The organism is Bradyrhizobium sp. LB8.2 (assembly GCF_040548035.1).
Taxonomy (GTDB): domain Bacteria; phylum Pseudomonadota; class Alphaproteobacteria; order Rhizobiales; family Xanthobacteraceae; genus Bradyrhizobium.
On record NZ_JBEPQV010000019.1, the window covers coordinates 1 to 26,297 of the forward strand.

A 26,297-nucleotide genomic window follows, 5' to 3' on the forward strand; every position below is an offset into this window, starting at 1 on the left:
GAAGGCATTCGACGATCGGATATCTGAGCCCTATGGAGTTCGAACGGAAGGTCGGATTAGCTTAAGCCGGTGTCAACAGAACCGGGTGCAGCTCAAACGTCGGCTTTTTTTATTACGGCCCTCGTCTTTGGATGGTTGGAGAAGTCGAGCCATTGAAGGCCCTCGAAAGTGAGGAAACTCGAAAGGCCGTCCTCGAAAGAATTTTGAAGGGATACCCCGTAAAGATACTAAGGCCAGGGGAATCGTTCTATCGCCTTCGGGTCGGACCGGCAGCGCCGGAGAATGGCGCTGAATACGACAGTCCGCCAAAGCCGTCCGACGATCCCGGAAGATTGGACTCAGTAGACCTTCGGGTCATGTACGGCTCACAGGACCTGCAGGTCTGCATACACGAGTGCCGCGTGACGGCTGACGACGACGTTTTTGTGGCTACGCTAGCGCCCAAGCAAGATCTGAAGCTGCTTGACCTAACCGAACTTCTTACTGAAGAGCAGGTAACCGAGTTTGAAAGCCTCGATATGGCTGTTCACATGCTCTTTCTTGCTGGAAAGCATTCTTATCCGATCGCACGCGAGATTGCTCTTGCTGCGCAGAGAGGAGGGTTCGATGGAGTGCTATATCCGTCATATTTTAGTATGCTGCGCTCGGGCGGGATACCATTCGAGACTTTGACAGGCATATCGCATAGACGAATTCCCAAGTTCGCGGGTCGCGAGCGAGCGAAAATTATACCAAATATTGCGATTTTTGGGCGCCCCATCAGTGAAAAGAAGGTCGAAGTGACGAGCATTAATCGACTGATGCTTGCACGAGTCGAGTACGAGGTCCGCTTTGGTCCAGTTGGATACCAATGGATTGAGGACGAATCTAAAGCCATGGAAGCTTAGAGGGCTCAGCGGAGGCGTGCCACGGTCGATGAATTTCGCTACGCCCTTTCCTGAGGACTAGATCGGATTTCTCATGCTAACGCCAATTGCTGGTTCTGCGTTCTCTTTGGGTACTTCATAGGAAAATGCGCCCCACATATAGCGGGGGCCGCTCACAGTGACGCCGGACCATCGAGAGTTCGCGATTGTTTTTCCATCGACATCCTGAAGTGCAAATTCGACGTTCAGAACGTTATCCATCACGCTTGCTTTGAGTGCGTTCTTCGGAAAAATCCGATCGAATGCAATCACTTCTTCGACATCGTCTAGCGCCTTTTTCAACCAGGACGCCTCGATAGCTGAAGCTCGGTCCTCAACCGTCAATCGTGATCGGCTGCCACCCAAGTGTGCGAATGTGACCCTTCGGGTGGCGTCCTTGCTTGTAGTAACTGCAGTCACTCCAACTCCACTTGGTTCGATGAGCCAACGCCCTAGCTCCTTCGGGAACCACCGTACATTAAGCTCGTTGAGTTCGCGGTCACCGAGAAATAGCATATCGTTCGGTGGCGTGGCCGCAGACATAGAGACAAATCTAGGATCGACGCCCATTCGGAACGCGTAGTCGATCAGCAAGGCTGAGACAAATTGCTGATTGGAGAGGTCTAGAGAGTTGAAAAGCTTTGCTGTTGGGTCTCTTAATGAGATCTCGTGATAGAATTGATGAATTCCAAGTTCGCTGGTCTCGACGCTTCGCGTAACTCCCCCAAGAAACGCAAATGATGCTGCCGAGGCACAACGTCCGGGGGCTCGCTCCCAGAACCGTCCGTCGCGCTCTGTGCTTCCAACCTCTGTATTGAGCTTCATTCTCCGAATAACGTTCCCGAGTTGGATGCCACCAGCCAAATCTCCGCCAGGGGAGTTGAACCTTACGCTCCAGCCGCCTGGGTTCTCTGTGTAGCCATGGCCTTTCATAAAGCTCTCAAGGTCGTGCGGTGTCTCGGAGGTGATCACACCATCTGCGGCGACCCACTCTGCTCCGACATAGTTTCCTCCACCACTTCGTAGGTGGAAGGTCATTCTATCCGGGGTGAGCAATATGACCTCCGACTTCGGCTAAGCTTGACAGCGTACAGCAAAGCCCCGGCTGCACGTGGCCTCTGTGTTGTTAGCAGAAAGGCGGCCTCTCGGCCGCCCTTCATGAAGGTTTGGACTAATCGCGGTCCTAACGTGACGACCGGTCCCTCACGAACATCCCGTCGTTGAACCGCAAGTATCGCACTTCATACACGTCCCATTCCGCACCAGCGTGAAGTTGCCGCACTCGCCGCACATTTCGCCTTCGTAGCCTTTTGCTTTCGCTTCCGCGCGGCGCTCGGCCTTGCTGGGGACTGCGACTTGCGCGCTGCCGGACTTGCTCCACTGGAGGGCTTCGAGCTTCTCCGTGGGAGACAAATCGTGGCTGGCTTCCTGCTTCAGCGCGACCGCGCCTTCGATGGTCTCGCCGGCGCCGCGGGCGGTGGCGCCGTGGGAGGCGAGCGAGGTGACCTTGCTGCCGCCGGCGGGCGCGCTGTCATTGCCGGATGCGACCGCGGCGGAGCCGCTGCGCATCACGAACAAATTGTCGGTGCGGGAGCGGGTGAGGCCGCGCGAGACCAGCCTGGTCGCCTGGTGGTTCGCCTCCTCCGGCTCCTTGCCTTCCTCGACGCCCTTGCCCAGCGCGTCGAAGTTCGACTCGGTCGGATCGACATGGGCGAGGTCGAAGCGCGACATGTAGCTTACCGCCAGTTCGCGGAAGACATAGTCGAGGATCGAGGTCGCGTACTTGATGCTGTCGTTGCCCTGCACGGGGCCCGCCGGCTCGAAGCGGGTGAAGGTGAAGGCGTCGACATATTCTTCGAGCGGCACGCCGTATTGCAGGCCCAGCGACACCGCGATGGCGAAGTTGTTGATGAAGGAGCGCAGGGCCGCGCCTTCCTTGTGCATGTCGATGAAGATCTCGCCGATCCGGCCGTCGTCATACTCACCGGTGCGGAGATAGACCTTGTGGCCGCCGACGACCGCCTTCTGGGTGTAACCCTTGCGGCGATCCGGCATCTTCTCGCGCTCGCGCATCACGATGATGCGCTCGACCAGCTTCTCGACGATCTTTTCCGAGACCTGGGCGGTTCGCGCCGCCATCGGCTTGTCGTAGAGATTCTCGACCGCATCGTCCTCGTCCTCATCGTCGCTGATGAGCTGGGAGTTGAGCGGCTGGGAGAGCTTCGAGCCGTCGCGATAGAGCGCGTTGGCCTTCAGCGCCAGTTTCCACGACAGCATGTAGGCGGACTTGCAATCCTCCACCGTGGCGTCGTTCGGCATGTTGATGGTTTTCGAGATCGCACCCGAGATGAAGGGCTGCGCCGCCGCCATCATGCGGATGTGGCTCTCGACCGAGAGATAGCGCTTGCCGACCTTGCCGCAGGGATTGGCGCAGTCGAACACCGCGTAATGCTCGGCCTTGAGGTGCGGAGCACCTTCCACCGTCATCGCGCCGCAGATGTGGACGTTGGCCGCCTCGATCTCGCGCTTGGTGAAGCCAACGGCCTGGAGCAGGTCGAAGCCGGGTGCTGCGATTGCCTCGGCACCGATGCCGAGCTGGTCGCGGATGAAGTCCTCGCCAAAGGTCCACTTGTTGAAGGCGAACTTGATGTCGAAGGCGGTCGGCAGGGCCTTTTCGACCTTGGCGATCGCCTCATCCGTAAAACCCTTGGACTTCAGCGTCGAGACGTTGATGCCCGGCGCGTTGGAGAGCGAGCCGTGGCCGACGGCGTAGGCCTCGATCTCGGCGATATCAGCTTCGCGATAGCCGAGCGTGCGCAGCGCCGCGGGGACCGCGCGGTTGATGATCTTGAAGTAGCCGCCGCCGGCGAGCTTCTTGAACTTGACCAGCGCGAAGTCGGGCTCGATGCCGGTGGTGTCGCAATCCATGACGAGGCCGATCGTGCCGGTCGGCGCGACCACCGTGGTCTGGGCGTTGCGATAGCCGTGCTTCTCGCCGAGCTCGAGCGCCCCATCCCAGGCCGCCTGCGCATGCGTGACGAGGTCGGCCTGCGGGCAGGAGACCAGGTCCATCGGCACCGGGTTGACGCTGAGCGCCTCGTAGCCGGAGGTCTCGCCATGCGCGGCGCGGCGGTGGTTGCGGATCACGCGCAGCATGTGCGCGGCGTTCTTCTTATAGCCGGGAAAGGTGCCGAGCTCGGCCGCCATTTCCGCAGAAGTCTTGTAGGTGATGCCAGTCATCACGGCGGTCAGCGCGCCGCAGAGCGCGCGGCCTTCCTTGCTGTCATAGGAGAGACCCATGGTCATCAGCAGGCCGCCGATATTGGCGAAGCCGAGACCGAGCGTGCGGAACTCATAGGAGAGCTCGGCGATCGCCTTCGACGGGAACTGCGCCATCATCACGGAGATTTCGAGCACGACGGTCCAGAGCCGGCAGAGGTGCTCGTAACCCTCGACGTCGAACCGCTTCGTGGTGGCGTCGTAGAACGTCAGCAGGTTGGCGGACGCCAGGTTGCACGCGGTGTCGTCCAGGAACATGTATTCCGAGCACGGATTGGAGGCGCGGATGTCGCCGGACGCCTTGCAGGTGTGCCAGTCATTCATGGTGGTGTTGAAGTGCAGGCCCGGGTCGGCCGACGCCCAGGCGGCGTAGCCGATCTTTTCCCAGAGGTCGCGCGCCTTCAGGGTCTTGGTCACCTTCTTGGTGGTGCGGCCGATGAGATTCCAGTCGCCGTCGGTTTCGACCGCGCGCAGGAAATCGTCCTTGAGCGAGACCGAATTGTTGGAGTTCTGGCCGGACACCGTGAGATAGGCTTCCGAATCCCAGTCGGTGTCGTAGACGTCGAACTGGATGTCCTTGTAGCCCTGCTTGGCGAACTGGATGACGCGCTTGATGTAATTGTCAGGCACCAGCGAGCGGCGCGCGAGCTTGATCTCGCGGCGCAGGGCAGGGTTCTTCTCAGGGTCGAAGCAATCGTCGCCCGAACCTTCGCAGTTCACGCAGGCCTTGAGCACCAGCTTGAGGTGCTTCTGGTTGATCTTGGATCCGGTGACGAGAGCTGCGACCTTCTGCTCCTCCTTCACTTTCCAGTCGATATAGGTCTCGATGTCCGGATGGTCGGCATCGACCACGACCATCTTGGCCGCGCGGCGCGTGGTGCCGCCCGACTTGATCGCGCCCGCCGCGCGGTCGCCGATCTTGAGGAAGCTCATCAGGCCGGACGAGCGGCCGCCGCCGGAGAGGCGTTCGCCTTCGCCGCGCAGGCGCGAGAAGTTGGAGCCGGTGCCGGAGCCGTATTTGAACAGGCGCGCCTCGCGGACCCAGAGGTCCATGATGCCGCCCTCGTTGACGAGGTCGTCACCGACGCCCTGGATGAAGCAGGCGTGCGGCTGCGGATGCTCGTAGGAGGATTTCGACCGGGTCAGCTTGCCGGTGAAGGGGTCGACGTAATAATGGCCCTGGCCGGGGCCGTCGATGCCATAGGCCCAATGAAGCCCGGTGTTGAACCATTGCGGCGAGTTCGGCGCGACCATCTGCATGGTCAGCATGTAGCGGAGCTCGTCGTAGAAGGTCTGGGCGTCGGCGTCGGAGGAGAAGTAGTTGCCCTTCCAGCCCCAATAGGTCCAGCAGCCGGCGAGACGGTCGAACACCTGCTTGGCCGAGAGCTCGCTGACGAAGCGCTCTTTCTCGGGCAGGAGGGCGAGCGCCTCGGTGTCGGGCACGGAGCGCCACAGGAACGAGGGGACGGACTCTTCCTCGACCTTCTTCAGGCGCGCGGCAACGCCGGCCTTGCGAAAATACTTCTGGGCGAGGACGTCGGAGGCGACCTGCGACCACTCGGTCGGGACCTCGACGCCGTCCAATTTAAACACGACCGAGCCGTCGGGATTCCTGATCTCCGACGTGGTCTGCCGGAATTCGATGCCGGCGTAAGGTGACTGTCCTACCGTGGTGTGGCGCCGCTCAATCCGCATGGTCTTGCCCCGTCCTATTTTTTAGCCGGACCGCCTCCGCAAGGCGACCGGATCGATATTTCATTTCGCGAGTCCCCGAAGGCGTTTCCGCCCCAAGGCTTCGCAGTTCAGCCGGTGGACCCGGCCCTTTTTCTCCCGGCGATGGTGAGGTGCGTGCACCTCTCACCGGCCGGCATGTCCGGATCCATCCGCCCCCAAGGGGATGAGCCCGACATGCGTTCAACGCCCCACAACGACACTTCAACCAATTGCCATGCGAGCCTGTTGCCGGCCCGTTCTGGCGCCCTGGGAGACCGCTATCGCGGGCAGACAAGCCCTCATCCCGCTGCCTTTGGCTGGCTTGGCGGAGTGCTGTTTTGCAGACCCTTCGGGGAGTGCCGGCGGGACGCAAACACACTCGCGCCGAACGGATCGAAAACTAGGACTCTCCATTGCGCCCGTCAAGAACTAGTGCGGGTTCCTGAATCAAATACTAAATATGGTGGATTGTCGGGGATAACAGGGGGCAAGCCCACACCTGTTCTTGAGCCAAGTATCGGTGAGTCCTCAGGGATTCCCAACCGAAAAAATTTGCATCCGGTGGTGCTGCGGAGGCTTCACCCCGCTGTTCACAGGGCAGGTATATTTTTGAGGACCGGGCTTGCCTCAACGGGACTCACGTGGGGCTACGGACGGTGAGGGCAGGCATGCCCGCCGGGGTGGTGGTGGGGCGCGCGAATCCGCGCCAAGCTGACCTCGATTTTGCCGGATACCCACATGCTTGATTCGACGCGACCGGGCTTGCGACCACGCATCGCCCCGGCCGGCCTGATGTTCCTCGCCATCACCTCGGTGGGCTGGGGCTTCAACTGGCCGGTGACGAAATTCCTGCTTTCCGAGCTGCCGCCGCTGACGCTGCGCGGGGTGACGGGGGTGCTGGGCGCAGTGCTGCTCGCCGCCCTCGCGCTGATCAGCCGGCAGAGCCTCAGGGTCGAGCCTGCGATCTGGCCGCGCCTGGTGACCGCCGCAATCCTCAACGTCACCGGCTGGATGGTGCTGATGGGCCTGGCGCTGCTCTGGCTGCCAGCCAGCGAGGCGGCGCTGATCGCCTACACCATGCCGGTCTGGGCCTCGCTGATCGCCTGGCCGGTGCTGGGCGAGCGACCGACCTTGTTGCGCACCATCGGCCTGGTGATGGCCTTTGCCGGGCTTGCCTCGATCATGGGCGGCAACGGCATTGCCGCCAGCGCGGAAAAGCTGCCGGGCATCATCATGGCGCTGTGCGGCGCGATCGGCTTTGCCGTCGGCACGGTGTTTTCCAAAAGGTACCCCATCCATCTGCCGCCGATCACGGCCGCGGCGTGGCAGATCGGGATCGGCTGCCTGCCGATCTCGATCATCGGCCTCGTCATCGAGACCACGCATCTGGAGCAGGTGACGCCGGTCGGCTGGTGGCTGCTGGTCTATTCGACCGTGGTGCAGTTCTGCATCGCCTATGTCAGCTGGTTCGCAGCGCTCGCGCGCCTGCCGGCCTCGGTCGCCGCGATCGGGACGATGGCGGTGCCTGTCATCGGCGTGGTGGCGTCGGCGCTGGCGCTCGGCGAGCCGCTGGGCCCGGGGCAGATCGCATCGCTGATCTTCACGCTGGCAGCCGTGGTGCTGGCGACGCGCTAGCTAGCTTGCAGTCATCCCTCCGCCGTTCAGCGCCTTCCTGATCATCTCGGCGAGCTGGTTGCGGCGGTAGGGTTTTGTCAGCAGTATCACGCCGTCGTCGAGCTTGCCGTGGTGGACGATGGCGTTGTCGGTATAGCCGGAGGTGTAGAGCACCTTCAGGCCGGGGCGCCGTTTTGCCACTTCCTCGGCGAGCACGCGCCCGCTCATGCCGCCGGGGATGACGACGTCGGTGAACAAGAGATCGAACGGCTGGCCGGTCTCGATCAGCTCCAGCGCTGTCTTGCTGTCGGACGCCGCCACCGTCTTGTAGCCGAGGCTCTGAAGCTGCGCGGTGACGAAGTTGCGCACCAGCGGATCGTCCTCGACCACGAAAATGGTCTCGGCGCCGCCTTCGGCTTGCGGCGTCGCGGCGGCGACCACATCCGTCATGCCTTCGCCCGGCGGCAGATAGAGCTTGATCGTGGTGCCGTGGCCTTCCTCGCTGTAGATCTTGATGTGTCCGCCGGATTGCTTGACGAAGCCGTAGACCATGGAGAGGCCGAGGCCGCTTCCCTTGCCGACCTCCTTGGTGGTGAAGAACGGCTCGAACGCCTGCTGCTGGACCTCGGCCGGCATTCCGGTGCCGGTGTCGCTGACGGCGAGCATCACGTAAGGGCCGGGGCGCACATCCGGATTATTCTGGGCATAGGCCTCGTCGAGCACGACCCGATGGGCCTCGAACAGCAGCTTGCCGCCGTTCGGCATGGCATCGCGGGCGTTGATCGCCATGTTGAGCACGGCATTGGTGAGCCGGGACGGATCGATGTGCGAGGTCATCGGCCCCTGTTCCAGCACGGTCTCGATCTGGATCTGCTCGCCGAGGGTGGGGCGCAGGAGTTTTGCGATATCCGCGACCGCAGCGTTGATCTCGACGTTGCGCGGCTGGAGCGGCTGCCTGCGCGCAAAGGCGAGCAGGTGCTGGATCAGTTCGGCGCAGCGCTCGGCGGCCTCGTCGATCAGCCGCGCCGTGCGCTGGAGCTCGGGCTGGGCCTTCAGGCTCGCCACCAGCGTCTCGGTGTTGCCGGAGATGACGGTCAGCATGTTGTTGAAGTCGTGCGCGACGCCGCCGGTCAGCTTGCCGATGGCATCCAGCTTCTGTGACTGATACAGCTGCCGCTCGGTCTCGCGCGACATGGTCGCGTCGTGATAGACCAGCACCGCGCCGGAAATCCTGCCTTGACCGTCCAGCATCGGCCGGCCGCTGATCATGAGATGGCGGGGAGAATTGCTGCTGTGCGGGCGGACGATCATCTCCATGTCTTCGAACTGCTCGCCGCGCAGCACGCGCGCCGACGGCAGCTCGTCGGGCTTGAGCGGGGTGACGCCGTCGCCCTGAAATACGTCGGACAGCGTGCGCAGATTGCGCAGGTTCATGCCGGTCCGGTGCAGCAATATGCGCTCCGCGGCCGGATTGGACAGAAGGACATTGCCCTCGGCATCGATGACCAGCACCGCCTCCGCCATGCTGCGAAAGGTGCTCTGAAGCACGTTGACCGACAGGCGCAGCTCGTCATGCGCGGTGACCAGATGCTCGGTGCGCTCGGCCACCGCGGCCTCGAGTTGCTGATTGGCGGCCGTGGTCTCCAATAGCGTGCTCTTGAGCGCGCCCTGGGTGCGCTGGCTCTCGCGCATCACCATCGCGACCAGCAGCATGATCACGAGCGCGCCGGCGACATCGATGCCGAGCAGCACGATGCCGGTGCGGCGCGAATCCTGCGAGCGCGCGGCGAGCAATTGCTCTTCGCCCGCGCTCAGACGATCGAGGTTGCCCATCACCGTGTCCATCAGGCCGCGGCCCTCGCCCTTGCCCTGGAGCGTGGCAATGCCGGATTGGTCGTTGCCGGCGCGCAGGCGCATGGCCTCGGCGGCGATCTCCATCCGGCGCAGCGCCAGCGGCTCGGTGCCCTCCAGCAGCATGACCTGATCGGGATTGTCGCGCACGCCGCGCTTGAGATCGGCAAGTGCCGGCGCGATCTGGGCGTGTGCCGCCTGGAACTCCTCGCTGAAGCTCGGGCTGCCGTAGATTTCGTAGCCGCGTGCGGCACTCTCGGCGCGGCGCATCAGCAGGCGCAGATCGGAGATCTTCTTCAGCACCTCGATGGTGTGATTGACCCAGGCCGCATCGGACCGTGACTTGACGTCGAGGCCGATCGAGGCTGCGGTGATGATCAGGAGGATGGCAAGTCCAGTACCGAGAATGATGCGCTGCGTTGGGATCAAGGGACTTCTTTCTTGTCCTTCGGCTGTGCACTTTCGCCCCCGAGGCATTCCCGGATTGTGGTCAGCAGCGCGTCCGGCGTGAACGGCTTGCGCAGGCAGCGTGTTGCGCCGAGCTCCAGCGCCATGCGGAGGAAATCGGGAGAGGGCGACGCGGATGACGCGAAGGCGTAGCCGGACATCGCGATCAGCGGTACCGCCGGCGCGCGCTCGTGAAAGATGCGGACGGACTCGAAGCCGCGCATGTGCGGCATGAAGATGTCAACCAGCATCACGTCGAAATTCTGTGTTTCGAGCGCAGCCAAACCCGTTTCTCCGCCGTCGGTCAACGTGACGTCGAAGCCCTGACGTTGGAGGAGGACCTCGATGGTCGCGCCGACCATCGGATCGTCATCGACCACGAGAATACGCGGCATGACACTTTCCAGTAATCGAAATCCCCATAACCAAATTGATACAGGTGAATCGCGCGTCGGGTCAATTTTGGATTGGGTCGGGGTAGGTATGCACGGTGCGGTGATTAAAGGTCCCCGGGCTTCATCGTGGCGGACAACGACCACGATGCGCGCGAAACAGTTGAGGTGCTCGACATGCGCGAAAAAGGCGCCGCATCGCTGCGGCGCCTCTCTTCAAGCGTTGTCGGTGTGCTTACGGGCAGGGATGACGCTGGCCATCATAGCCGAGATAGGTGCCGGACGCCGGATCGTAGGATTTGTAGCGCTGTGCGCAATAGGCTGCGGAGTCGCCGCCGCTGTCGGGGACCACCGCCACTGACGGCTCGTCATAATAGCTGTCGTCGCCATAGTAGTAGGGATCGTTGTAATAGCCGCCGCCGTAATAGGCGTACGAGCCGAGGCCGCCGATCGCAGCACCCGCCGCGACACCGGGCCAGAAGCCGCCGCCGCGATGGCGCCAGCCGCCGCCGTGCCAATGGCCGCCGCCGCCATTCCAGTTGTGGCCCCCGGCTGCTGCGAAGCCGCGGCCGCCGCCGTTGAAAGCAGCGCCGCCACCCGGACGCACAGTTGTACCCGCCGCGAAGTTACCGCCGCCGCCGCCGATCCGCGCGCCGCCAAAGCTGCCGCCGCCCATTCGCGCGCCGCCGCCGCCAAAGTGTGCGCCACCACCGCCGCCACCAAAGTGTGCGCCGCCGCCGCCGCCACCGATATGTGCGCCGCCACCGACCACCGCGGCCCGGCTTTGTGCAAAGCTCGGCGTCGCCAACGGGATAACCAATGCCACTGCCGCAGCGGCGCTCAAGACTTTCAGACTTTTCATGATCAAAACTCCTTTTCCCGGAAGCAAACCCAATGAAGGGGCTGTAGTTCCTGGGATCACGGCGGTTTGCGTGCGCGGCAAGGCTCTCATGGGAACGCTGTATCCGGCATGAACGGATCGCGTCCGATTTGCGGCAGCGTCTGTGCCGGGGGCCGCATCCCTAAGCGGGGGGGGGGGGGGGCACCGCCGCATCCGCCGAACTGGACATTTCGCCGTCCGGATGGCATCAGGACCCGACCAAGCAGGGCCCTTGCCGCATGAAACAATTCTTCCTCAAGTTCTTCACCTGGTGGAATGGCCAGACTTTTGGCACCCAACTCTGGACCAGGCGGTACGGGGAGTTGGTCGGCCAGGACGAGCAGGGCAACCTCTATTATCGCACCCGCGGCGGGGTGATCGACCCGACGCTCGGCTTCGAGCGGCGCTGGGTGATCTACAACGGTTATGCCGAAGCAAGCCGGATCCCGCCGTCCTGGCACGGCTGGATGCATCACACCGTCGACGTGCCGCCGACGCAGGACAACTATCAGCCGCGCGAGTGGGAAAAGCCGCACCAGCCGAATCTCACCGGCACGGCCAACGCCTACCGTCCCTCGGGTTCGACGCTCGCCAGCGGCAAGCGGCCGAAGGCGACCGGCGACTATCAGCCCTGGACGCCTGGCTAGGCTTCCGATTCCCGTCCGATTCCTTCGTGGGAGTGGATGCACCCGCATCCGCCTCACCCTGCTGTGGACAACGCGAACAGCGGGGACGATTCCTGCGCGCTCGTTGCAGCCATGCGAGCGATGCGGCTCAATGGCGCATCTTACGGAGATGGGAGACCATCGCGTTCGGTTCGGGCAACAGTTCGCGACTGTCCCGAGATGCAGCGGCCGCCGACCAGGACTCGATCGGGAGATAGGCCCCCGGTCTGGAAGCTCCGAAATCGCCCGGTGAAATGTGCAGCCGCCGTAAGGCAGGAAAGGCCGCTTGGGAAACCGAGCGGCCTTTTTCTGGTGTGACGAGTTGCGTGTCCCGGACGCGCTGCAGCGTGTAACGCTGCACCGCTGAGCCGGGACCCATGTAGCAGCGACACGGGTAGCTTCCTGGGTCCCGGCTCTGCGGAGCGTCACTGCGTGCCGCACCGCGTCCGGGACACGAGAGGGGCTACATCACCCGTTCGGCGGCGCGCTTCACCGCTTCCAGGCGGCGGGCCTGGTTTGGGGCGCCGCGCTCTTTCAGCAAGGCCAGCACTTCGGCGGGCGCGGTGTCGGGCGAGCCTGCATTGAACGGCGGAGCGGGATTGTATTCGAGCTGAAGCTGGATCGCTTCCGCCGTGGTGCGATCGACCAGGATCGACACCAGGGTCAGCGCGAAATCGATTCCCGCGGTGACGCCGCCGCCGGTGATGCGGTTGCGGTCGATGCAGACGCGCGTCCTGGTCGGCGTTGCGCCGAACTGGCCAAGCATCTCCATCGCGCTCCAATGGGTGGCGGCGCGGTAGCCCTTCAAGAGGCCTGCGGCGCCGAGCGCCAACGATCCCGTGCAGACCGAGGTGACGTATTTGGCGCCTTCGGCCTGCCGGCGCAGGAAAGCCAGCACCTCCTCGTCATTGAGCAGATCGTTGGTGCCGCCGCCGCCGGGCACGCAGATCACGTCGAGCTGCGGGCAATCGGCGAAGGTCGTGGTTGGCGTCAGCGTCAGCACGGAATCGCTCGGCACCGGCTCGATCCGCTTCCAGATCAAATGCAGTTTTACGCCTGGGACGGACGAGAACACCTGCAAGGGGCCGGTGAAGTCGAGCTGAGTGACGCGCGGGAACACCAGAAGTCCGATCTGGAGCGGTGTCGACATGAGAGCCTCCAACTATGTGCTTGACGCCAGCAAATTGGCATGATGCCCTCCTGTCCAAAATGGCGTTTTTCCCTCACTTTCGGACATCACCGATGATCGGCATCCTGATCTTCCCGGATTTCCAGTTGCTCGATGCGGCGGGCCCGATCTCGGTGTTCGAGATCGCGGCACGTGCCACTGGCAAGGCACCCGCGATCCGGGTGCTCGCGTTGAACCCAGGGCCTGTGCGCAGCTCGTCCGGCGTTGAAATGATGGCGCGCGATTTCAAGTCGGCGAATGCGATCACGACCCTGGTCGTGGCGGGCGGCGCAGGCGTCACGGATGCGGCGCGCTGCGAGGTCACGCGCGCCTTCGTGCAGCGGCTGGCACGGCGCGGCGTGCGGGTCGCGAGCGTCTGCTCGGGCGCCTATGTGCTGGCCGAGGCGGGCCTGCTCGACGGCCGCCGCGCCACCACGCATTGGGGCCGCACGAGGGATTTCGTCGCGCGCTATCCCAAGGTGAAGTTCGAGCCGGACCAGATTTTCACCCGTGACGGCAATGTGTGGACGTCCGCCGGCATCACCGCAGGTATCGATCTCGCGCTCGCGATGGTGACCGAAGACCATGGCGAGGAGATCGCGCAGGCAACGGCGCGGCAGCTCGTGCTGTATCATCGCCGCAGCGGTGGCCAGTCGCAATTCTCCTCGCTGCTGGAGTTGAAGACGCCGAACGGCCGGTTCGGTGCATTGCTGTCCTGGGCGCGCGAGAACCTCGATGCGCGCTTGACGGTCGAAGATCTCGCCGACCGCGCCGGCATGAGCGCGCGGCATTTTGCCCGCGCCTTTGCCGCCGAGACCGGCACGACACCCTCCAAGGCCGTCGAGCGCTTGCGGATCGAGGTGGCGCGCGAACGCGTGCAGTCCTCGCGCGAGGCGATCGAGCTCGTCGCAGAGGCGACCGGCTTCCGCGACCCCGAGCGTATGCGGCGCGCCTTCATCCGCGCCTTCGGCCAACCGCCGCAGGCGCTGCGGCGTGCGGCAAGGGCCAACTAGGTTTCGCCGGTAGCTGTAGTTCGTGGCGGGCGGCTGCGCCCCATCCCGGCAGCACCTTGTGTGCATTTTTGCACAATTCAGGGAACCAAAGCTCCCGCTTCGGCTTGATGTGCGCCACCCGAAGTGGATGGAGGTAAGCGGTGAATACTGAGTTGCTCGTCATCATGGTTGTAGAAGACGATCCGCTTATTCAGACAATTGTAGAAGAGGCATTGGCCGAGGGTGGCTTCCACCCAGAGGTTGGTTCATCCGGGGAGGAAGCGCTCACACTTCTCCAAAACGAAGAAAGCAAATATCTGGCCCTGATCACCGACGTGAACCTCAGCGGTGCTCTCACCGGCTGGGACGTTGCCAGGCGCGCAAGAGAACTCAATCCCCACATTCCCGTGGTCTACATGACCGGTGCCGCCGCCGATGATTGGCCGTCCCTTGGCGTTCCTCACAGTATGCTCCTGCAAAAACCCTTCGCCCCGGCACAGGTCGTGACCGCGATCTCACAACTCCTCAACCAAGTTCCGCCAACACACGAGTAAGGTCGCAGTGACACGTCAGTAGCGCGCAGCGCTCGGTTTCACGGGCGCCGGCAGTTTCCATATTCTCTGGCAACGCCGTGCGGCCGGGCATCAGCTGATACGTTTCATCTCATCGCCAGGTCGTGGTCTCTTTTTTGCAGTTGCAAGAGTCGCCCGCGCGCTCAGCCGCCGCGCGATCGGCGTCAGCATGTACGGCGCCAGGTGAATTGGAAACTGCGTCATCGCGAAGTAGAGCCAGGTGGTGGGCGGCAGCGCGCCGGCGGTCGCGGCCAGCATCAGGCCCAGATTGCGCTGTGACACCATCAGCCCGAGCGCCAGTGCGCGCTCATAGCCGATGCGGCGGAACAGCAGCGTGGTGATCGCGAGCAGCGTGAAATAGATCGTGAAGGACAGCAGCGCCAAGCCGATCGTGAACACCGGCTGGGCCACCAGGTCGCTCGCAACGTCGCCCATGATCGCGGCCGCGAAAATCAGCAGGATGACGATGTTGAAGCCGTCGATCGGCCGCCTGTGGCGCTGGATCGCGGCCGCGCCGAAGACCCAGCGGATCACGGTCGCTGCAAGCAGCGATGCCGCGAGGATGCCGATCAGTTTCAGGCCGAGCGTGGCCGGCGTGACGCTGAGCATGTCGCCGAGGAACAGGCTCGCGAACAGCGACGCGGTGAACGGCACCAGCGCGGTCGCGGTCACCAGCGTGACCAGAACGAGCGTGGCATCGAGGCCCATCAGTGCGGCCAGCGCCGGCGAGGCCATCATCGGCGAAGCCATGCTCTGGAGCATCATGGCCAGCGCAAGGCCGGGCGAGCGCGCGGTGAGACCGGTGAGATGGACGATCAGCCCGACGATCACAGGCACGCCGATCACGGTCCAGGCGGTCGCGGTCGCAACCAGCGCCGGCCGGCGCAAATGGCCGGAGAGCGCGGCGAGATCGACCCGCATGAAGGAGATGCAGAGCAGAACGAAGATCGCCTCGGTGACGTAAGGGCGCAGCAACGCCCCGAGCGGCGGCACCGCGAGTGCGATGAACACGACGGCAGCCACAGCGCGGGTGCCCTGGCCGCCGAGCCATGTCAGCCCGCGCAGCGGGAGGGCGAAGAGGTTTTGAAAGAAGGATGGCATGCGGGAGGCGGCATCAGCCCAAGCCCTTCAGCCACGCGCCGATCTCGCTCACGGCGACATTGGCCTCGCGCAGCAATTTGCCCATCGTGAAGAAGCCGTGGAATTGGCCGGGATAGTGCTTGGTGGCGACGGGCACGCCGGCTTGCCTGAGTCGCTCGGCATATTCGTCGCCTTCGTCGCGCAGCGGATCGGCGCCGGCGGTCAGCACATAGGTCGGCGGCAGGCCGCCAAGGTTTTGCGCGCGCGCCGGCGAGGCGCGCCAATCGTCGACGTCGGCGGCGCCATTGAGATAATGGTCGCGGAACCAGCGGATTACCGAATGCGTCAGCAGCACACTGGTCTCGGGCTCGCTGTGCGAGCCGTGCGTCATAGCGAAATCGACGGCGGGGTAAATCAACACCTGGCCCGCGATCGCGGGGCCGTTGCCGTCTCGCGCAGCAAGCGCGACGACTGCGGCGAGATTGCCGCCGGCGCTGTCGCCGCCGATCGACAGGCGCGCGGCGTCGACGCCGAGCTCGCGGGCGTTGGCGGCGACCCATTTGGTCGCGGCGATCGCGTCATCGGCTGCGGCGGGAAATTTGTGTTCGGGCGCGAGGCGGTAGTCGACCGAGATCACGATCAGCGCGGCTTCGACCGCGAGCTGGCGGCAGACGACGTCGTGGGAGTCGAGATCGCCGATCACCCAGCCGCCGCCATGGAAGAACACCAGCGCCGGGGAGAGGCCGTCATGCCGGCGGGGGTCTTTCGGAACGTAGATGCGGGCCGGGATCGTTCCGTGCGATGCCGGGATCGCCAGCGGCGTGACGCGCGCAAGTTCCGGTGGCTCGGGATTGGTCGCAAAGCGCGCCTGCGTGTAATAGGCGCGCGCTTCCGGAGCGGTCAGGGTCTCGTAGGCGGGGCGGCCGGCCTCCTGAAAGGCCCTGTAGACGGCGGCGGCGTCGGGATCGAGCACAACAGGCATGGGGAAGCGACCTTACGGGTTTCCAGCGATCGTTGGATGTCGTTTTCGGGGAGCGGCGCCGCCTCTTCGGGGACGCCGCCGCCTTGGCCCGGGCGAGGGGCGTTCGGACTATCCCATCCGGGAGCCGGTCTGGCCAGACCGGGGCCGGGAAGGGCAGGGATGCCGCCCTTCCCCCGCCGTATTCGCCGTGTTAACCGGATGACCTGCGAGCGGCGGTATCCCCTGTAGAATGTCCAGCAAGCCCGATTCGCTGTTGAAGCCGCGCGAGATGTTTCGAACCTTTACCCTGACAGGTCTTGCGGCGCTTCTGGCCGCCACCGCACTGACGGCTGCGACGCCGGCTCAGGCGCAAATCGGCACGATCTTTTCCGATCCGCCGCCGCTGCGACCGCCCGGCAACATTCCGCGTGGCCAGCCTCAGCCGCAGCAGCAGATCCCCGATGACGACGAAGAGGTGCCGGAGCTGCCGCCGCAGGGTCGTGTGCTGCCGTCGCGCCCGATGCCGCCGCCGCCGGGCCGGCAGGGTAATGTGATGCCGGGGCCGGTCGAGACCCAACCTCTGGCGCCGCCCCCTGGCTCGGCCGCCGCTCCGCCAAACCAGCCGCCGTCCGTTGCGGTCGCTCCGCCCAATCCGCAAGGCGCCCCGCAGCCGGGCGCGCCCGGTCAGCGCCAGCCGCAGCAGAAGGGCGGACCGGGTGGTACTGTGCCGCAGACGCCGGCGACCCTGCAGCCGGGCGACGAGGTCGTCACCGAACCGCCGGCCCAGAAGATCGTGAACAAGAAAGCGACTTTCTCCGGCCTCGACAAAATCACCGGCCGCATCATCAATTTCGACGAGGATATCGGCGAGACCGTGCAGTTCGGCGCGCTGCGCGTCAAAACCGACGCCTGCTACACGCGGCCGGCGACGGAGGCCGCCAACACCGACGCCTTCGTCGAGGTCGACGAGATCACCTTGCAGGGCGAGGTGAAGCGCATCTTCTCGGGCTGGATGTACGCGGCAAGTCCGGGCCTGCACGGCGTCGAGCACCCGATCTACGATATCTGGCTCACCGACTGCAAAGAGCCGCAGCAGACCATCGCGACCGCGGCGCCGGATCCCGGCACCAAGCCGGCTGCGCCGCCGCCGCCCGCGCAGAAGAAGTCCGCGCCCAAGCAGGTGCAGCAGCGTCCGCCGCAGCCGTTGCCGCCGATCCAGCAGCAGCAACCGGCACCGCCGCCACCTCCGCCGCCCGAGCAGCGGCCGGGTCTGTTCGGTATCCCGGGGTTTGGCCGCTAGGCCAAATCCCCCGGATTCGGCCGGTGATATCCCTGATTATTGCCGTGAGGCGATGATCTCGAGCGCGCGTGCGCCCGGGATCGCTTCACCGGCGGAGAGCTTCAGGAAATCGCCGGGCTCGCCCGCGAGCGCCTTGTCGAGCAGCGCGGTGTAGCGCCGCCGCGAAATCTCGGCCGCACCAAAACTCTTCAAATGCTCGGTGACATATTGGGTGTCGAGCAGCTCGAAGCCGCCATGGATCAGCCGCGCGACCAGATGCACCAGCGCGACCTTCGAGGCATCGCGCGCGCTGTGGAACATGCTCTCGCCGAAAAAGGCCCGCCCCAGGCTGACGCCGTAAAGCCCGCCGACAAGGTCCTCGCCCTGCCAGGCCTCGACGCTGTGGCAATGGCCAAGCTCGTACAGGCCGCCATAGAGGTCGCGGATGCGCTTGTTGATCCAGGTGTCCTCGCGCCCGGCCTGCGGCGCGGCACAGCCGGCGATCGTGGCCTTGAACGCGGTGTTGACGGTCACACGGAACGAATCCGAACGCACGGTGCGCGCGAGCCGCGAGGCCACGCGAAATCCCTCGAGCGGGATGACGCCGCGCAACTCCGGCTCGACCCAGAACAGGGTCGGATCGTCGGCGCTTTCGGCCATCGGAAAGATGCCGCAGGCATAGGCGCGCAGCAGTACGGCTGGCGTGATTTCAGACGGGGCAGAGTCGCGCGAAGTCATGGCTCGCGACAATAGCAGGATCGCAATGCGGTTGCGATGGGCGGTGCGGGTCAGCTCGCTGCGGCAGTATTGGGCTTGACGGGGCCCGCGGGCACACGGCGGAACCTCAACATGATGCGGGTTCCGGAATGGGTGGGGTCGCGCTCGACCGAAGCGTCGAGCTTGGTGGCCATGGCTGCGACGATGCGCTGGCCCATGCCGGTGGAGCGCGGATCGGCCTTGACGTTGTCGCCGACGCCGTCATCCCTGATCGCCAGCAGCAGATCGTCGCCCTGCGAGGTCAGCTCGACATGGATCGGGCCGGCGCCATCAGGATAGGCGTATTTCACCGCGTTCATCACCAGCTCGTTGACGATGATGCCGACGGCGACCGCACGGTCCGGATCGATCTCGACCGGTTCGGCCTTCAGCGTCAAGCGCGACATCCGGTCGCCTTCGGCCGAGCGGCGGAGATCCTCGAGCAACGAGTCCAGATACTGGTTCAGCACCACGCTCTTCAGGTCTTGCGAGGTGTAGAGGCGGCGGTGCACCTGCGCGACCGCGGCGACGCGGCCCATCGCATTGGTCAACGCCGCCTTGACCTCGTCCTGCGCCGCGGAGCTTGCCTGGAGATGCAGCAGCGAGGCGATGATCTGGAGCGAGTTGCCGACGCGGTGGTTGACCTCGCGCAGCAGCAGTTCGCGTTCGGCGGCCAGCGCTGCGTAGCGGTCGCGCGAGGCATGGATCTCGGCTTCGGCCTCCTCGCGCGCCTTCTGCAATTCGGCCTGGCGCAGCGCGCCCTCGGCCGCGACGTGAAGCAGGGGGATGAAGTCGCCCTTGACGTCCTTGACGAGATAATCGGCCGCGCCCGCCTTCAGCGCCGTCACCGCAATGCTGGAATCCTGCGAGGCCGTGACGAACACCACGGGAGGTGCGCCGGGGATCGCCATGATCTGCTCCAGCGTCTCCAGCCCGTCGAGGCCGGGCATGTACTGGTCGAGCGCGACGACGTCGATGCCGCCGGTCGTCCCCGCGCGGCGGATGAGCTCGAGGCCTTCCTCACCGCTTGCGGCATGAAGGACCTTGTAGCCGCGCCGTGTCAGGCCGCGATCGACCAGGCGCGCCAGCGCGCCGTCGTCGTCGATGTAGAGCAGTGTTGGCGTTCGCTGGTTCATGAGGCGGCGGACGGGACCTGGATGACCGAGAAGAACAAGCCGAGCTGCCGGATGGCATTGGCGAAATTCTCGTAGTTCACGGGCTTGGTGATGTAAACGTTGCAGCCGAGCTCGTAGCAGCGCTTGATTTCCTGGGAATCGTCGGTGGTGGTCAGCACCACCACGGGCGAGGTCTTCAGATATTTGTTCTCCTTGATCTGCTTCAGGATGTCGATCCCGGTCATGTCGGGGAGGTTGAGATCGAGCAGGATCAGGAGCGCATTGCCCTTTTGCACGAGCCCGCTTCCGTCGGCCCCGAACAGGTGCTTCATCGCATCCGTGCCATTGGCGAAGGAGATGATCTCGTTGTTGACGCCGGATCGGCGGATGTTCCGCTCGATCAGTCGCGCGTGTCCCTCGTCGTCCTCGATCATGATGATGCTGACGGGTTGAGTCATTGATCCGCGTTCCGGCTGCTGGCGTTCCAGGAGATGGGCAGCGTGATGGTGAAGCTACTGCCCGTATTCAGTTCCGATGATACCGACATGGTGCCACCAAGGCGACGCACAAGTGCACGCACATGCGCGAGACCGATGCCCTGACCGGGCTTGTCCTGGGTTCCCGCGCGGCGAAACAGGTCGAATATCCGCTGGTGATCCTTTGGATCGATCCCGCGGCCGGTATCGCTGATCTCGAAGATAGCGTAGCCGAGCTTGGTACGCCCGCGGATTCTGATCTCGCCGGGGACGCCGGGCTTGAGATATTTGATGGCGTTGTCGATCAGATTGGAGAAGATCTGCTCCAGCGCGAGGCGGTCGCTGACCAGATCCGGCAGGGACGCGATGTGGATCTCGGCCTGCGCTTCGGCAGCCTGATGCGCCAGCGTCGACACGATCGCTTCGATCAGCCCGCGCGTGTCGATCTTTTCCGGCTGGAACTCACGCCGGCCCTCGCGGGTGAGATTGAGGATCGCCGAGATCAGGCGGTCCATCTTGGCGATCGACGACTTGATGAAGCTCAGCGCTTCGGAAAAATCTGCTGAAAGCTGCTTGTCGGGACCTTCGAGTGCGATCTCGCCGCCAGTCAGCAGCGGCCCGTTGGCCGGAACATGGGTGAGGCCGCCGATGCGGCGGAAAATGTCGCCGCCGAGCTCTTCGAGTTCGCTGGTGAAGCCCATGATGTTGACGAGTGGCGAGCGCAGATCGTGGCTGACGATATAGGCAAAGCGCTGGATCTCGTTGTTGGCTTCGCGCAGATCGGCCGTGCGTTCGTCGACGATGGTCTCCAGATTGACATTGGCATCGCGCAGGCGCGCCTCGGCGTCGTCACGGGCGCGGGCCGAGCGCCGCACCAGCCAGATCGAGATCAGGGCCAGCAGCACGACGAGGCCGGAGCCAACGCCGGTCATCGACGCGGCGAGGGACTGGCTGCGGTCCGAGTTGACCGTTCGGAGCCGGAACAGCCGTTCTTCTTCCAAAATCATTCCCGACGCGACTTCGGCGATCGCGGCCGTGGCGTCGGTGGAGGCGAGCTTGCGGACCAGCGCTGCGGCCTTCTCGGGCTCACCGTGGCGGACGAAATCCATCTCCTGCACGAACTGGCCGAGCCGGGTCTCGATCGCCGCGCTCAGCCTCTCGATGCTTTCGCGTTGCGCCGGATTGTCGCCCGTCAGGCGCGTGAGCTTGTCGAGCGCCGGGATGATTGCTGCCACGGCCTTGTCATGGTCGGCCTGGAAATCCGCCGCTTGCGTCAGAAGGTAGCCACGGGCTGCGCTCTCGGCGCGCCGGATTTCCAGCAGGAGCGTGTTGATCTGGTTCTCCGCCTCGATGGTGTGAACCACCCATTTGCTGTCGTCTCTCGCCTTGTTGACGAGGTAGACCGAGCCGGCGCTGATCACGGTCAGCACCACAAGGCCCGCCGAGAACAGCAGGATCTGCCAAAATGCGCGCCGTCGCTGCGCTTCAGCGATCACGACGGTCTCGCCTGATCAGGTTTAGCGGAATTCACAACGCCCCCTCGGAACTGTCCCCGCCGACCAGAACGCGATCGGGGGGAAAGGGTTCCATGGGAGGCGGATTATTGCCGGCCGGGTTCCGTCTTGCCGGCGAGATACTGTTCCAGCCAATGGATGTGGTAGTCGCCGTTGATGATGTCGTCTTCGCGGACCAGCGCGCGGAACAGCGGCAGGGTGGTCTCGATGCCCTCGACCACCATCTCGTCCAGCGCCCGGCGCAGTCGCATCAGGCACTCGCCGCGGGTCTTGCCGTGCACGATCAGCTTGCCGACGAGCGAGTCGTAATAAGGCGGGATCGTGTAGCCCTGATAGACCGCGGAATCGATGCGCACACCGAGCCCCCCGGGTGGGTGATATTGCGTGATGCGGCCGGGCGAAGGACGGAAGGTCTGCGGATTCTCGGCGTTGATGCGGCACTCGATCGCGTGGCCGATGACCTGAACCTCTTCCTGCCTCGCCGGCAGGTCGCCGCCGGCGGCGATGCGGATCTGCTCGAGCACCAGGTCGATGTCGGTGATGCTCTCGGTGACGGGATGCTCGACCTGGATGCGGGTGTTCATCTCGATGAAGTAGAACTCGCCGTCCTCGAACAGGAATTCGATGGTGCCGACGCCGAGATATTTCATCTCGCGCATCGCCTTGGCGCAGGTCTCGCCGATCTTGGCGCGCGCGGCCGCGGCCAGCACGGGCGAGGGGCCTTCCTCCCAGACCTTCTGGTGGCGCCGCTGCAGCGAGCAGTCGCGTTCGCCGAGATGAATCGCGCCGCCGCGGCCGTCGCCGAGGATCTGGATTTCGATGTGACGCGGCTTCTGGAGATATTTTTCGAGGTAGACGGAGGCATCGCCAAAGGCGGATTTGGCCTCGTTGGCGGCCGTCGACAGCGCCATCTGAAGGTCGCCCTCGCTCTGCGCCACCTTCATGCCGCGGCCGCCGCCGCCGGCTGCGGCCTTCACGAGCACCGGGAAGCCAATCTTCCTGGCGATTGCCATCGCGTCGTCGTTGGGGCCGACGCCTCCGTCGGAACCGGGCACCACGGGAATGCCGAGCTTCCTGGCAGTCCTCTTGGCTTCGATCTTGTCGCCCATCAGGCGGATGTGCTCGGCCTTCGGGCCGATGAAATGCAGATTATGCTCGGAGAGGATCTCCGCGAAACGCGCGTTCTCCGAGAGGAAACCGTAGCCGGGATGCACGGCATCGGCGCCGGTGATCTCGCAGGCCGCGAGCAGTGCGGGCACGTTGAGGTAGCTGTCCTTGGACGCCGGTGGCCCGATGCACACGCTCTCGTCCGACAGGCGCACATGCATGGCATCGGCATCGGCGGTGGAGTGCACGGCAACAGTCGCGATCCCGAGCTCCTTGCAGGCGCGCAGGATGCGAAGGGCGATCTCGCCGCGATTGGCTATGAGGATCTTGTCGAACATGGTGTCCTTAAGGGACTGGCGCGCGGGAAGCGGCGAGGGCTCTGTTGGCCTCGACCGTCACTCAATGATGACGAGCGGCTCGCCGTACTCGACCGGCTGGCCGTCTTCGATCACGATCTGCGTCACCGTGCCGGCGCGCGGCGAGGGGATCTGGTTCATGGTCTTCATGGCTTCGATGATCAGCAGCGTCTGGCCGACCGCGACCTTGCTGCCGACCTCGATGAACGGCTTGGCGCCGGGCTCCGGCGCCCAATAGGCGGTGCCGACCATCGGCGAGGTCACGGCGCCGGGATGCTTCGACAGGTCGGCAGCGGCTGGCGCGGCGACAGCTGCGGCCGCCTGGAGGGCGGCGGGGGCGGCTGCCATCTGCATCGGCATGGTCGCAGCAACGCTGACGTTGCGGGCGACGCGCAGGCGCAGGCCGGAACGCTCGATCTCGATCTCGGTGAGGCTGGTCTCATCGAGCAGCAAAGCGAGCTCGCGGACGAGGGCGGAATCCTCGCTGGAAAACTTTGTGGCTGCTTTGTCGTCTGGCTGGCGCGCCATGTTGTTTGATCCGAATGTTCTGTGTGAAGAGGGAGCGTCAGGCTTTGGGCGTGATGCCGAGCTTGGCGGCAAGGCCCTGGATGGCGAGGCGGTAGCCCTCGATGCCGAAACCGCAGAGCGAGGCGAAGGCCGCGCGCGCGGTGTAGGAGTGGTGACGGAAGCTCTCGCGGGCGTGGATGTTGGTCACGTGCACTTCGACCGTCGGGATCTGCACCGCGAGCAGCGCGTCGTGCAGCGCGATCGAGGTGTGTGAATAGCCGCCGGCATTGATGATGATGCCCTTCATCTTGCGCCCGTGCGCCTCGTGGATGAAGTCGATCAGCTCACCTTCGCGGTTGGACTGTCGGCAGTCGGCCTTGAGGCCGAACGTCGCCGCCGTCTCCCGGCACAGCGCCTCGACGTCGGCCAGCGTCGCATGGCCATACTTCTCGGGCTCCCGCGTCCCCAACATGTTGAGGTTCGGCCCGTTCAGAACAAGGATCGTGTCGGTTGCTGGTTCGGCCATCCCAATCCCGCAAGAGGTGCTTCGGCGTGGCGGGGGTTATAGGTAACAAAGCGCGTGAGGGGAAGCCTTGAAGGACCTCCCAGGGGGCTTCAGATACCTCATCCGGGGTGCAAAAACCTGTGCGGAAGCTACGGAAATTGCTTGTTAACCAGTCTAAAGCATGGCTGCCGGGAGGCCCCATGGGCAGAAGCCACCCAATAGAGCAGAAGCCCCTGCCGATCGCTCGGCAAGGGCTCATTTTGGGCTTCAGCGAAGTGGTTTAGCCTTCGATGATGTACACGATCTCACGCGTCTGGGGACGGACGATGACGTACTTGCCGTGCACCAAGATCACATCGTAGCCGCGCCATTCCGGATAGATTTCCACGATCTGGGGCGGCAGCGGGTGGAATCGGACGGACGCCGGGACGGCCGTGCCGACCGAAATGTTGAAGTTGGCGTTCGTAGTCTCTTCGATATTGGTCGACTTGATCGCCGTCGAGATCTGGCTCCGCTTCTCGGGAGGTGGTGCGGAGGCGGTGGCGGAGGCGTTACCGGTCGTGGTCTGCGACTTGCTGTCCGCGCCCTTGGTCTCCGCGCCCTTGGTCTGGGCGTTCATGTTGCCGCTCTTGGTGTCCGTCTCCGTGCTCTTGGACTTGTCCATCTGGGATTTGTCGGTCTGCGATTTGTCCATCGTGCTCTTGGACTTGTCCTGCTGGGACTTGTCCTGCGCGCGTTCGTCGGTGCGCTGGCCCTTGGTGGCGCCGGCCTTGTCCTCAGCCGCGTTCTTGTTCATCTCGCGGCCCGAATGCTCGTCCTTGGTCGCACCCGAGGACTTCTCCTCCGCGGACGTGCCGGACTTCATGCTGCTGGAGCCGCCGGCCTGGCCAACGGTGCCCTTCTCCTGGGTCGACTCGCGGCCCATCGAACCGCCGCGCTCGGCGGAGCCGCCGGAAGGCTGCGAATGCTGCATCTGCGCACCACCGGCGCCACCACCGCTGTCGCGGTTCGTGGTGCCCTGTGCGTTTGCCAGACCCGTGCCCGCGACCAGCGCGAGCGCGGCAACCGAAATCATAAAGCGGTTAGACATGTAATTCTCCTCACGTGTCTCTTTGCGTCATTGCCCGCGCCGACAACGAAAGGAGATTTGAGTTGTTCCGGAACATCGGGGGTTCCGGGGCATTTGTTTCCTAAACGCGAGATGAATGCGTACGTCGGATTCGCGCCACGTTCGCGATGAAAGCAGTGCAAACAAAAAAGGGCCGGCTCATCAGCCGGCCTTTTCTCATCGTGTCGTTGTAAATGCGCGCTCAGCAAGTCGCCTTGCCGCAGCGGGCAATGCCGATCTTTTCCTTGAGGCCCTCGACACCGATGGCGCCAACAACGATCTGCTTGCCGATCACATAGCTCGGCGTGCCGTTCATGCCCATCGCTTCCGCGAGCTTGAAGTTCTCCTCGATGGTGGTGCGCACCTCGGCGCTGCCGATGTCCTTCTCGATCTTGGCGGTGTCGAGACCGGCTTCCTTGGCCGCCTGAAGCGCGCGCGCCTTGTCGGCCGCGCCACGGCCGCCCAGCAGCTTCTGATGGAAATCGAGATATTTCTTGCCGGAGGGATCCTGCATGCGCACCGCGACCGCGACCTGGGCTGCTTCGACCGAGCCCTGGCTCAGCACCGGAAACTCCTTCAGCACGACCTTCAGCTTCGGATCGGCCTTCATGAGGTCGAGCATGTCGCCCATGGCGCGCTTGCAGTAGCCGCAATTGTAGTCGAAGAATTCGACGAAGGTGACGTCGCCGTCCTTGTTGCCGAGCACGACCTGGCGCGGCGAGTTGAAAATCGCATCGGAATTCTGCGCGATGCTGGCCTCGTGCTTCTGCGTCTCGGCCGTGGCCTGGCGCTTGGTGAGCTCGGTCATCGCCTCCTCGAGCACCTCTGGATGAGTGACGAGGTAGTTCTTGATGATCGCCTCGATGTCGGTGCGCTGGGCATCGGAGAAGCTGTCGGCCGACGCGGGCGCGGCCGCGCCGAACAGGGCGAGCGCGAACAGCGCGGGAGCAAGCAGGCGCAACGAAGGCATAGGCAAATCCTCTTATCCAAAGCAGGTTTCGGAAAACGTCCCGGCTGACTTAAGCTCGGTGTCGTGACGTCGTGATGTAAGGCGT

General features: G+C 64.2%; 23 protein-coding genes. 6 read left to right on the top strand and 17 right to left on the bottom strand.

Going from position 1 to position 26,297, the window contains the following annotated elements:
* Window positions 1-131: 131 nt before the first annotated feature.
* Window positions 132-887, top strand: coding sequence for an RES family NAD+ phosphorylase (locus ABIB06_RS22245; protein WP_354125635.1), 756 nt, complete (start codon window positions 132-134; stop codon window positions 885-887).
* 57 nt (window positions 888-944) lie between these two features.
* On the opposite strand, the gene ABIB06_RS22250 is transcribed toward ABIB06_RS22245, so the two are convergent.
* Entirely contained in the window at window positions 945-1,961 is a 1,017-nt protein-coding gene (locus tag ABIB06_RS22250; protein WP_354048745.1) for a COG3904 family protein, read from the bottom strand.
* 147 nt (window positions 1,962-2,108) lie between these two features.
* The gene (locus ABIB06_RS22255) at window positions 2,109-5,879 is read right to left on the bottom strand and encodes a vitamin B12-dependent ribonucleotide reductase (protein WP_354048721.1); all 3,771 of its coding nucleotides are present in this window, start codon (window positions 5,877-5,879) and stop codon (window positions 2,109-2,111) included.
* Window positions 5,880-6,635: 756 nt separating this feature from the next.
* On the opposite strand from ABIB06_RS22255, the gene ABIB06_RS22260 reads away from it, so the two are divergent.
* A complete protein-coding gene (locus ABIB06_RS22260; RefSeq protein ID WP_354048719.1) occupies window positions 6,636-7,532 on the top strand; it encodes a DMT family transporter in 897 nt (298 codons plus the stop codon).
* Here the strand turns inward: ABIB06_RS22260 and ABIB06_RS22265 are convergent, their stop codons facing one another.
* The 3 genes from ABIB06_RS22265 to ABIB06_RS22275 form a co-directional block, all read right to left on the bottom strand.
* The gene (locus ABIB06_RS22265) at window positions 7,533-9,791 is read right to left on the bottom strand and encodes a CHASE3 domain-containing protein (protein ID WP_354048717.1); all 2,259 of its coding nucleotides are present in this window, start codon (window positions 9,789-9,791) and stop codon (window positions 7,533-7,535) included.
* Window positions 9,788-10,204, bottom strand: a complete 417-nt coding sequence (locus ABIB06_RS22270; RefSeq protein ID WP_247347211.1) for a response regulator — start codon at window positions 10,202-10,204, stop codon at window positions 9,788-9,790. Before ABIB06_RS22270 ends, ABIB06_RS22265 begins: the two co-directional genes overlap by 4 nt.
* Window positions 10,205-10,436: 232 nt before the next feature.
* A complete protein-coding gene (locus ABIB06_RS22275; protein ID WP_354048715.1) occupies window positions 10,437-11,063 on the bottom strand; it encodes a BA14K family protein in 627 nt (208 codons plus the stop codon).
* Window positions 11,064-11,320: 257 nt separating this feature from the next.
* Between ABIB06_RS22275 and ABIB06_RS22280 the strand changes: the two genes are divergently transcribed.
* Window positions 11,321-11,728: an NADH:ubiquinone oxidoreductase subunit NDUFA12 gene (locus ABIB06_RS22280; RefSeq protein WP_354048713.1), complete on the top strand. Its 408-nt coding sequence runs from the start codon at window positions 11,321-11,323 to the stop codon at window positions 11,726-11,728.
* A 481-nt stretch (window positions 11,729-12,209) separates the two neighbouring features.
* On the opposite strand, the gene ABIB06_RS22285 is transcribed toward ABIB06_RS22280, so the two are convergent.
* The gene (locus tag ABIB06_RS22285; RefSeq protein ID WP_354048711.1) at window positions 12,210-12,896 is read right to left on the bottom strand and encodes a DJ-1/PfpI family protein; all 687 of its coding nucleotides are present in this window, start codon (window positions 12,894-12,896) and stop codon (window positions 12,210-12,212) included.
* A 92-nt stretch (window positions 12,897-12,988) separates the two neighbouring features.
* On the opposite strand from ABIB06_RS22285, the gene ABIB06_RS22290 reads away from it, so the two are divergent.
* On the top strand, window positions 12,989-13,927 hold the full coding sequence (locus tag ABIB06_RS22290; protein ID WP_354048709.1) for a GlxA family transcriptional regulator: 939 nt from the start codon (window positions 12,989-12,991) through the stop codon (window positions 13,925-13,927).
* A gap of 140 nt (window positions 13,928-14,067) precedes the next feature.
* Window positions 14,068-14,460, top strand: a complete 393-nt coding sequence (locus ABIB06_RS22295; RefSeq protein ID WP_354048707.1) for a response regulator — start codon at window positions 14,068-14,070, stop codon at window positions 14,458-14,460.
* Between the two features lie 90 nt (window positions 14,461-14,550).
* Here ABIB06_RS22295 and ABIB06_RS22300 read toward each other — a convergent pair whose 3' ends face one another.
* Window positions 14,551-15,579 (bottom strand): Na+-dependent transporter, encoded by a 1,029-nt coding sequence (locus tag ABIB06_RS22300; RefSeq protein ID WP_354069356.1) that lies wholly within the window; start codon window positions 15,577-15,579, stop codon window positions 14,551-14,553.
* Between the two features lie 13 nt (window positions 15,580-15,592).
* The gene (lipP1, locus tag ABIB06_RS22305; protein WP_354048703.1) at window positions 15,593-16,540 is read right to left on the bottom strand and encodes a LipP1 family hormone-sensitive lipase; all 948 of its coding nucleotides are present in this window, start codon (window positions 16,538-16,540) and stop codon (window positions 15,593-15,595) included.
* Between the two features lie 229 nt (window positions 16,541-16,769).
* On the opposite strand from lipP1, the gene ABIB06_RS22310 reads away from it, so the two are divergent.
* Window positions 16,770-17,819, top strand: coding sequence for a DUF2155 domain-containing protein (locus tag ABIB06_RS22310; RefSeq protein WP_354048701.1), 1,050 nt, complete (start codon window positions 16,770-16,772; stop codon window positions 17,817-17,819).
* 36 nt (window positions 17,820-17,855) lie between these two features.
* On the opposite strand, the gene aat is transcribed toward ABIB06_RS22310, so the two are convergent.
* The 9 genes from aat to ABIB06_RS22355 form a co-directional block, all read right to left on the bottom strand.
* The gene (gene aat, locus ABIB06_RS22315; RefSeq protein ID WP_247347203.1) at window positions 17,856-18,536 is read right to left on the bottom strand and encodes a leucyl/phenylalanyl-tRNA--protein transferase; all 681 of its coding nucleotides are present in this window, start codon (window positions 18,534-18,536) and stop codon (window positions 17,856-17,858) included.
* A gap of 50 nt (window positions 18,537-18,586) precedes the next feature.
* Entirely contained in the window at window positions 18,587-19,690 is a 1,104-nt protein-coding gene (locus ABIB06_RS22320) for a sensor histidine kinase (protein WP_354048699.1), read from the bottom strand.
* Window positions 19,687-20,127, bottom strand: a complete 441-nt coding sequence (locus ABIB06_RS22325) for a response regulator (RefSeq protein WP_354048698.1) — start codon at window positions 20,125-20,127, stop codon at window positions 19,687-19,689. Before ABIB06_RS22325 ends, ABIB06_RS22320 begins: the two co-directional genes overlap by 4 nt.
* Window positions 20,124-21,641 carry a sensor histidine kinase gene (locus ABIB06_RS22330; RefSeq protein WP_354048696.1) on the bottom strand — a complete coding sequence of 506 codons (1,518 nt, stop codon included), beginning with the start codon at window positions 21,639-21,641 and terminating at the stop codon, window positions 20,124-20,126. Before ABIB06_RS22330 ends, ABIB06_RS22325 begins: the two co-directional genes overlap by 4 nt.
* Window positions 21,642-21,745: 104 nt before the next feature.
* Window positions 21,746-23,104: an acetyl-CoA carboxylase biotin carboxylase subunit gene (gene accC, locus ABIB06_RS22335; protein ID WP_247347196.1), complete on the bottom strand. Its 1,359-nt coding sequence runs from the start codon at window positions 23,102-23,104 to the stop codon at window positions 21,746-21,748.
* Between the two features lie 57 nt (window positions 23,105-23,161).
* Window positions 23,162-23,650 carry an acetyl-CoA carboxylase biotin carboxyl carrier protein gene (accB, locus tag ABIB06_RS22340; RefSeq protein ID WP_354048694.1) on the bottom strand — a complete coding sequence of 163 codons (489 nt, stop codon included), beginning with the start codon at window positions 23,648-23,650 and terminating at the stop codon, window positions 23,162-23,164.
* Between the two features lie 37 nt (window positions 23,651-23,687).
* Window positions 23,688-24,155 carry a type II 3-dehydroquinate dehydratase gene (gene aroQ / locus ABIB06_RS22345; RefSeq protein WP_247347194.1) on the bottom strand — a complete coding sequence of 156 codons (468 nt, stop codon included), beginning with the start codon at window positions 24,153-24,155 and terminating at the stop codon, window positions 23,688-23,690.
* Window positions 24,156-24,414: 259 nt separating this feature from the next.
* Window positions 24,415-25,224, bottom strand: coding sequence for a DUF1236 domain-containing protein (locus tag ABIB06_RS22350; RefSeq protein WP_354048692.1), 810 nt, complete (start codon window positions 25,222-25,224; stop codon window positions 24,415-24,417).
* A gap of 220 nt (window positions 25,225-25,444) precedes the next feature.
* Complete coding sequence (locus ABIB06_RS22355; protein ID WP_247347192.1) at window positions 25,445-26,212, bottom strand: DsbA family protein; 768 nt, start codon at window positions 26,210-26,212, stop codon at window positions 25,445-25,447.
* Window positions 26,213-26,297 lie beyond the last annotated feature (85 nt).